This is a genomic window from Candidatus Diapherotrites archaeon (assembly GCA_030688545.1).
In the GTDB taxonomy this organism is placed as follows: domain Archaea; phylum Iainarchaeota; class Iainarchaeia; order Iainarchaeales; family VGJJ01; genus VGJJ01.
The window spans coordinates 1-3,741 of sequence record JAUYHT010000009.1 but is presented as its reverse complement, the minus strand read 5'-3'; the positions used below and the strand labels follow the sequence as shown (position 1 = coordinate 3,741).

Sequence of the window (3,741 nt, the reverse complement as noted above, 5' to 3'; positions counted from 1 at the left end):
CTGAAAACCAGTGTATCATGACCTGTTCGGTTGTCAAGAAGTCTTTCTGGCTAGCGCGACCGCATCTAACGCGGCGCGGGCCTCCTCAGCTACATCAAAGACCACGTAATTATAGCTATCGAGATCACCCTTGACGTTATTCGCACGGTTCATAATCCAGAGCAGTGCCGCATACAAATCTGGCTCCGCATCATGTACAGGACAACGGATAGCCTGAATCTTCGCACCGTCCGTCATTACGATCTTGCAATCAAGACAGAGTTTTTGCATCAGGACTTCCCCTCTTTTATGGTGAGCATAGTTTGATCATCTAATTGGCCATACTCAAAATAATACTGGCAATCAGTACAGATTTCCCCAGTCCACTTGGAATCTTCATTCCAATCTGATAGGCGAGCGCCATCCAACCAACCGATCATATTGACTCGGCTACCCCCAAGATTCCTTTCGCAGCAACCACAAACTCGCCAGGAGAAGTGGGGCTCGGAGAAATCTTCGGGTGTAACATCACACCCCTCACAGGGATCAGTCCCACTCCACCCATTTTCTGAACCACATTCAGGGCAACCCCAATACCCATCAGACGGGGGAGTTCCATCTTCAAACTGTTTCAGAAAATCTTTCACCACAAATTCATACTTGGCATAATCTTCGGAGTTTTCGATATTCGGATAGGCCATAGTGTTCCCCCCTTTCTGAAAACCAGTGTATCATGACCTGTTCGGTTGTCAAGATATTCTTTTGGGGTTCGGGCTCCCCGCACATTTGGTCCCCGCGCACCCCACTTCTTTCCTCCTTCTCTTTTTCTTCCCGCGTAGATCTCAAAAACCGAGGGTTAAAAATTAGGTTTTGAACCTCAAAAACCGAGAGTTAAAAATTAGGATTTGAAATGGCTGGGGTTAAAAATCTGATTCCAAAAACGCCGGGGTTAAAAATCACTTGACGATTCTAGTTAGAGGGGGTTACAATCAGTATCTCAAATAGGGCAAGGGGGCTCTACTTGAGTTAGTTAGTGGAGTCTTCGGGAAAGCCCTGGGGGCCTCACATAAGGAGAAATAATGGCCAAGAAGAAGAAAGCAACTAATAAGAAAAAGCGCCAAGCCGCGCCAACCATCACAGGTGGTAAAAAAGCTAAGAAGAAAAAGTAGAGCGGAGATGGTAGCGGGGGTGCGAGACAGCCTCACCAGTTTGGTGGGGCTGTTCCCTTTACTGCATACGCTTGCAGAACTGAGGGTTAAAAATCAGATTTCAAAAAAACACCCCAGAGCCAGCGCGTCCGCTGCGGGCAAAGCCCTAACTCTGGGGGGAACTACCATAAGCCCGTCCTGTCCACTATACTCTACCACAGATTCTGAGCGTGTCAAGGTTAAAAATCAGACTTTGGCCTTGTCTGCCACGTCTCGTCAGTTCCTGCCAATCCAGCCCTTGCCTTTCCGAGTCTGCCACGCCACCCCAGCCTTCCCGATCCAACCCGCTGCTCGCCGAGTCAGCCACGCCCTGTCCCATCCGTGCCACCCCATGACTAACCGCGCCCCGTCTGCCAAGTCGTGCCCCACCTAGCCTCCCCCCACCGTCCCATGCCATGTCTGTCGCGTCATCAAAGCTCAATAACCGTCTCGACTACATCCTCAAACCCATGAAACTGTAAATGACTGAGCCACCCACTCTGACTGATCAAATTCCCTTTGATTTCGCAGAGGGGGCAACGAATCCCCAAATTGTAATTTGATTTGAGTGATATAATGGGGTTAAACTCATATACCCCACTCCTTTCACTATGGGGGTTTAAAAGTGGAATCGCCACACCAGGGGTATCATCTAAAACAGACCTCCAATCATCTAACATCATAACTCCTGGGGGTTAAAGTTCTATGATCGTCTCTTCAATATCCTCACCATGAAAACCCTGAATATGATCTGCCCATTCTTCGTGGTAATACTCCTGAAAGCAAAGGAGGCACCTAAATGAAGAGTAAAGCTCATCACAGGGGAGACACATAAGAATGGGGATCGTAGCCCCAAAGTGTCCAACGTCAGGCCCCAAAACCGGAATCGCCACGCCAGGCTGTTCATCAGGAACCACCTTCCAGCCCCTAGGTTCTGTACCCATCATCTCCACCTCAAAGTTCTATGATCGTCTCTTCAATAATCCACCCATGTTGAAACTGCAAATGGTGCACCCAGAGATGCTGGTGAATCCGCGCGAGATTACCCATCTGATTGGTGCAGTCCAGACAAACAACCCATGCCATAGGACGTTTGATATTAAGTATAGGGCTGCCAGACCTCCGACCTGCAGTGGAACTCAACATAGGAATCGCCACGCCAGGATAATTATCAGGAACAGAGTACCACCCATCCAGAACGCCCATATTACCCTCTCAAAGCACTATAATCGTTTCTTCAATCTCGTAACCGTGTAACCACATATGATGCACCCAGTTTTCCTGTGAAACCCCATCATCGCAAAGCATGCCGCGCACAGAATTCTCCATATCCCCTAAATCAAAGGTCATGATGATGGGCATTCCACCCCCTCTCAGTCTGGCATTGGTTTGGAGGAGTGGAACCGACACACCACGCTTCTCATTGTGGGCTAGGGGCCACAACGGCTCCATGGAATCCATTCAATTCACCTCACCATTCTATGATCGTTTCTTCAATCTCCAGGTGGTGGTACTCCTTCACATGCCTCACCCAAAGGTGCTGGTGAATCAGCGCTCCGCAAGGTGTTCCTTTCACACGGGCAAGTGGGCACTGAATTGAAATATATCGACCAAAACCCCTATACGACAAAATAGGTATGGTCAACACCAGCCCACTCTCTTGGGTGCAGTCAAGGGAGTTCCGGATCATCGGGATGGCAAGCCCTGGATGATCATCTGGGACAGGCACCCAACTCATCAATTCACCCCTATCTTATGTTCTTTGGGTAGGCAGTCGTGCTGTAATCAGCACGGTACCCCCCTTTTCCATCTGGCTTTATGCTCGAAATCTCTCTTTTAAAGTAAATATCGGACCCTCTGACTGGGCCATCATCGGAGCCTCGATAGCTGGAAGACCCTCCACCACCCCCAGCAGAAGGAATCCCCAGGAGAGTGAGGAGCAGAGGAAATGGCCGATAATCAATGGATTCTGCACACCAGTCGTCGGGCATAGAGGGTAGGGGATCACAGTGCTTGGGCTTGGTCTGGCAGGCTGCCAGGAGGACCGTGAGAAGGATGAGGGTGCAGATTTTTGCTGCCATGGTACTGTTCTCCTGAATTGCCACTGCCATCCTCAAAAGTAAGATGGATGGGGGTGGACTGGTGGCGTATTCGATGACTAAGTTTACTCTATCATGACTTGTTAGATATGTCAAGAAAATTGCCAAAAACGATGAAAGTTATGGATAGCTTGGGGTGGGCAATACAATGTTTATCCCGAATGAAAGCAGTAATAACACAACTATTACATGCCAGCAGCGTCTCCTTTTGTCACTGCCTAAACTTTGAGCAGGCCATTCCGTGAGCCAGAGGGCCATACCTGCCCCAAAGGCCACCTCGCCGATCATATTTAAGAGAAATTCCCACTGCATGTTCTTCTCTCCTTCCTCGTGACGTGGGTGATAGGGTGGTGCAGCTTTTTGTTACCCTACATGTTTTTACTACCAGGATATTATTCTCCGGGCGAGGGGGAGGGTTAGAGCCTACACCAGCCCATAGCCCCCACATTTTGTCCATACTCCATAGGTTAAAAGGT

The 3,741-nt window shown here is 49.2% G+C and carries 5 protein-coding genes; all 5 read right to left on the bottom strand.

Going from position 1 to position 3,741, the window contains the following annotated elements; all coding sequences use genetic code 11:
- Nucleotides 1–33: 33 nt before the first annotated feature.
- Nucleotides 34–270, bottom strand: a complete 237-nt coding sequence (locus Q8P05_06345; protein ID MDP2667088.1) for a hypothetical protein — start codon at nucleotides 268–270, stop codon at nucleotides 34–36.
- Entirely contained in the window at nucleotides 270–680 is a 411-nt protein-coding gene (locus Q8P05_06340) for a hypothetical protein (GenBank protein ID MDP2667087.1), read from the bottom strand. The genes Q8P05_06345 and Q8P05_06340 overlap by 1 nt, the downstream gene beginning before the upstream one ends.
- 1,440 nt (nucleotides 681–2,120) lie before the next feature.
- Nucleotides 2,121–2,252 carry a hypothetical protein gene (locus Q8P05_06335; GenBank protein MDP2667086.1) on the bottom strand — a complete coding sequence of 44 codons (132 nt, stop codon included), beginning with the start codon at nucleotides 2,250–2,252 and terminating at the stop codon, nucleotides 2,121–2,123.
- A 129-nt stretch (nucleotides 2,253–2,381) separates the two neighbouring features.
- Nucleotides 2,382–2,528, bottom strand: a complete 147-nt coding sequence (locus Q8P05_06330) for a hypothetical protein (protein ID MDP2667085.1) — start codon at nucleotides 2,526–2,528, stop codon at nucleotides 2,382–2,384.
- A 109-nt stretch (nucleotides 2,529–2,637) separates the two neighbouring features.
- Nucleotides 2,638–2,904, bottom strand: a complete 267-nt coding sequence (locus tag Q8P05_06325) for a hypothetical protein (GenBank protein ID MDP2667084.1) — start codon at nucleotides 2,902–2,904, stop codon at nucleotides 2,638–2,640.
- Nucleotides 2,905–3,741: the final 837 nt, after the last annotated feature.

Coding starts and splice junctions, on each gene's coding strand:
- Q8P05_06330 (MDP2667085.1), bottom strand. CDS start 2,528: ATGCCCATCATCATGACCTTTGATTTAGGGGATATGGAGAATTCTGTG.
- Q8P05_06335 (MDP2667086.1), bottom strand. CDS start 2,252: ATGGCATGGGTTGTTTGTCTGGACTGCACCAATCAGATGGGTAATCTC.
- Q8P05_06345 (MDP2667088.1), bottom strand. CDS start 270: ATGCAAAAACTCTGTCTTGATTGCAAGATCGTAATGACGGACGGTGCG.
- Q8P05_06340 (MDP2667087.1), bottom strand. CDS start 680: ATGGCCTATCCGAATATCGAAAACTCCGAAGATTATGCCAAGTATGAA.
- Q8P05_06325 (MDP2667084.1), bottom strand. CDS start 2,904: ATGAGTTGGGTGCCTGTCCCAGATGATCATCCAGGGCTTGCCATCCCG.